This window comes from uncultured Wocania sp. (assembly GCF_964021735.1).
Lineage (GTDB): Bacteria > Bacteroidota > Bacteroidia > Flavobacteriales > Flavobacteriaceae > Wocania_A.
In genome coordinates this window covers 1-3,709 of sequence record NZ_CAXIBN010000243.1, presented here as the reverse complement: position 1 = coordinate 3,709, position 3,709 = coordinate 1, and the positions used below count along the sequence as shown (strand labels likewise).

Genomic DNA, 3,709 nt, shown 5'->3' with positions numbered 1-3,709 from the left:
TAATTACTAGGAGTAATACGTTTTAATTCTTCTTTTATTGTGTTTGAAACTTCTAATGTGTCAATAAAATTTGAAATAGAATCTTGATTTATAGCTTCGTTAGTTCTGGTTAAACCTTTTAAAGCTTCATAAGGATTAGGATAACCTTCGCGACGTAAAATGGTTTGAATAGCCTCAGCAACTACCGCCCAATTATTTTCTAAATCTTCAGCAAATTTACTTTCATTTAAAAGTAATTTGTTCAATCCTTTTAAAGTAGATTTAAAACCAATTAAAGTATGTCCAAAAGGCACACCAACATTACGTAAAACGGTGCTATCAGTTAAATCGCGCTGTAATCTAGAAATTGGTAGTTTAGCTGAAAGATGCTCGAAAATAGCATTAGCAATTCCTAAGTTGCCTTCAGAATTTTCAAAATCAATAGGATTTACTTTATGTGGCATTGCAGAGCTGCCAACTTCACCTGCTTTAATTTTCTGCTTAAAATAATCCATTGAAACATAGGTCCAAATATCTCTGTCTAAATCAATTAAAATCGTATTGATACGTTTTAAAGTATCAAACAAAGCAGCCATATGGTCGTAATGCTCAATTTGCGTTGTTGGGAACGAATGTTGTAACCCTAGTTTTTCTTGTACAAATTTAGAACCAAAAGCTTTCCAGTCAATGTTTGGATAAGCCACATGATGTGCATTAAAATTACCTGTTGCACCACCAAATTTAGCAGCACTTGGTATATCGTTCAATAAATTAAATTGTTCTTTTAAACGCACAACAAAAACCTCAATTTCTTTGCCTAAACGTGTTGGAGATGCGGGTTGTCCGTGGGTTCTAGCAAGCATAGGGATAGCAGACCAATCTTGAGATAAACTTTTAAGCTTTTCTAAAACCGTTAAATATTCTGGTACATAAACATCATTCATCGCTTCTTTAATACTTAGAGGCACAGCGGTGTTGTTTATGTCTTGCGAGGTTAATCCAAAATGGATAAATTCTTTATATTGAGCTAAGCCTAAAGCGTCAAATTTTTCTTTTATAAAATACTCAACTGCTTTAACATCATGATTGGTTACACTTTCAATTTTTTTAATTGCCAAAGCATCTTCAGTAGAAAAATCTTTGTAAATAGCTCTTAAATCTTCAAAAATAGTATTATCAACACTTTGAAGTTGAGGTAACGGAATTTCGCAAAGTGCAATAAAGTATTCAATTTCAACTAAAACACGATATTTAATTAGGGCTTCTTCAGAAAAATAAGGTGCTAATTCGTTTACTTTATTTCTATATCTTCCATCAATTGGAGAGATGGCGTTTAATGATGATAATGACATGTTTTTGTGTTGTTTTAAGTCCCGATAATTATCGGGATTGCAAAGATAGGAAAGAAAGTTAGAAGTACGAAGTTAGAAGTATGAAGTTATTTTGATTTTATTTTCTTTAAAATGTGTCTTGCCCGTGCTTTAAAACCAGAACTCTGTATTTGGAAATCACGCTCTAAAATAAGCGCCAATTCTGGATGCACCCAATCGTAGTCTTTACCTAATAAAAATAAAGTATTCATAGAGTAAGCTTTAGGCGCAATTTTTTCATCATTAATCATATAATCAAAGCAGACTTCAATAATACATTCTTTATGTGTTTCAGTTAATGTATTTTTAATTTTATTATTGGCTTTAGAGGTGTATGCTTTTGCTAAAAATTCACAAATTTTTGCCACAGGACGAACCGCAGAATCTAAATGTACTTTATGCATGTTTTCTGTAAACATATCTAGATACGGAATTATAGTTTCTATATCCGCATTGCACATAAATTCGAAAACCCAAGCCGCTCGTGGCGAAATTTCATCATCAACCATAAAAAGAATGTCTAATAAACTAGGAACTAAATCCGGATTGTCATGCATTAAATTAGCATAATACAAGCGTTTTTCGCGCGAATGGTTTACGTAATTTAATTCTTTATAAAGTTGCGCGGTAGTCAAAAGGTTTTCTTATTTTTAAGCTTCTAAAATTACTTAAAATGCGAATAATAAAAAAGATTCTTTGGTTGATACTTATTGTATTTTTAATAGCTCAATTTTTTGGTCCAGATAAAAATGAAGGCGATTTAGCATCAATTGATGCTTTTTTAGAAGAAACCAATCCGCCTGAAGATGTAAAACTTATTTTAAAAGAAACCTGTTACGATTGCCATAGCGATTTTACACGATACCCTTGGTACAACAAAATTACACCTATAAACTATTGGTTAGCTAGTCATGTAAAAGACGGAAAGAAACATTTTAATGTATCTAAATGGGAAGGGAATTCTACCAAACGGAAAGATCATAAATTTGAAGAACTTATTGAAATGGTTGAAGCAAAAGAGATGCCATTAAATTCTTATACTTGGACGCACACAGAAGCAAAACTTTCAGATAAACAAATTAAAGCTGTGGTAGATTGGGCAAAACAAGTGCGCCTTAAATATAGCTTAGAGCCGAAACCAGAATAGTTTTCTAATAATCCAGATATCTAAAAATCTAAATGCGTAAGCATCTATTAATCATCGGTTTTGTTTGGCCAGAACCTAAAAGTTCTGCTGCTGGTAGCAGAATGATGCAGTTAATTGATGTATTTCAATCTGCAAATTATCAAATAACATTTGCAAGTGCTTGTGCGAAAAGTGATAATGCTTTTGATTTAAAAACTATTGGAATTGAGCAAGTAAGCATAAAATTAAATCATTCAAGTTTTGATGTTTTTGTAAAAGAATTAAATCCAAATATTGTTTTGTTTGACCGTTTTATGACCGAAGAGCAATTCGGTTGGCGTGTCGCAGAACAGTGTCCAAATGCGTTAAGAATTCTTGATACTGAAGATTTACATGGTTTGCGAAAAGGCAGACAGCAAGCCTATAAATACAGTAAGCCTTTTGATAAAACCTATTTGTTTAACGACACTGCAAAGCGAGAAATAGCTAGTATTTATAGATGCGATTTAAGTTTGATTATTTCGGAAGCTGAAATGGAACTTCTTAAAAACGAGTTTAAAGTAGATGAGTCGTTGTTGGTTTATTTACCATTTATGTTAGATGAAATCTCAAAAGAAAACATTGAAAAACTACCAAAATTTAACGAACGGCAACATTTTATAACGATTGGTAATTTTTTACACGAGCCCAATTACAATGCGGTTTTGTATTTAAAAGAAACCATTTGGCCATTAATAAAAAAGCAACTCCATAAGGCAGATTTAAACATATATGGTGCTTATGCTTCACAAAAAGTAAATCAACTTCATAATAAAAAGGAGGGGTTTTTGGTAAAGGGATTTGCTAATGATGTTAACGATGTTATGCAGCAAGCAAAAATATGCTTAGCACCAATTCAGTTTGGAGCAGGTTTAAAAGGGAAGTTAGTTGATGCGATGCAAAATGGAACACCTTGTGTTATGACAAGTACAGCGGCTGAAGGCATGTTTGCTGATTTAAAACCGAATGGTTGTATTGAGGATAAGCCAGATGATTTTGTTGAAAATGCGATTAAATTATATAATGATGAAACTTTGTGGACAGGCAAACAGCAAAATGGATTTGAAATTATTAATGCTCGTTTTAGTAAAACATATTTTCGCCAAAAGTTAATTTTTAAAATTGAAGAAACAACAAAATATCTAAACGAAAAACGACTCAACAATTTCACAGGGCAAATGTTAATGCACCATAC

The 3,709-nt window shown here is 32.2% G+C and carries 4 protein-coding genes; 2 read left to right on the top strand and 2 right to left on the bottom strand.

Annotation, left to right across the window (positions count from 1 at the left end):
* Together purB and AADI82_RS14390 are read right to left on the bottom strand one after the other, a co-directional pair.
* Nucleotides 1-1,331, bottom strand: a 1,331-nt coding sequence (gene purB / locus AADI82_RS14395; protein WP_341217114.1) for an adenylosuccinate lyase, incomplete at its 3' end; no start/stop codon positions are given.
* Between the two features lie 86 nt (nt 1,332-1,417).
* Nucleotides 1,418-1,984, bottom strand: coding sequence for an adenylosuccinate lyase (locus AADI82_RS14390; protein ID WP_341217113.1), 567 nt, complete (start codon nt 1,982-1,984; stop codon nt 1,418-1,420).
* A gap of 38 nt (nt 1,985-2,022) precedes the next feature.
* Between AADI82_RS14390 and AADI82_RS14385 the strand changes: the two genes are divergently transcribed.
* Both AADI82_RS14385 and AADI82_RS14380 read left to right on the top strand, forming a co-directional pair.
* Nucleotides 2,023-2,496, top strand: coding sequence for a heme-binding domain-containing protein (locus AADI82_RS14385; RefSeq protein ID WP_341217112.1), 474 nt, complete (start codon nt 2,023-2,025; stop codon nt 2,494-2,496).
* A 32-nt stretch (nt 2,497-2,528) separates the two neighbouring features.
* On the top strand, nt 2,529-3,709 hold a 1,181-nt coding region (locus tag AADI82_RS14380; protein ID WP_341217111.1), incomplete at its 3' end, for a glycosyltransferase family 4 protein.

Bases quoted from the DNA above. Each gene is read 5' to 3' on its own strand.
- AADI82_RS14385 (WP_341217112.1), top strand. From the start codon at position 2,023: ATGCGAATAATAAAAAAGATTCTTTGGTTGATACTTATTGTATTTTTA.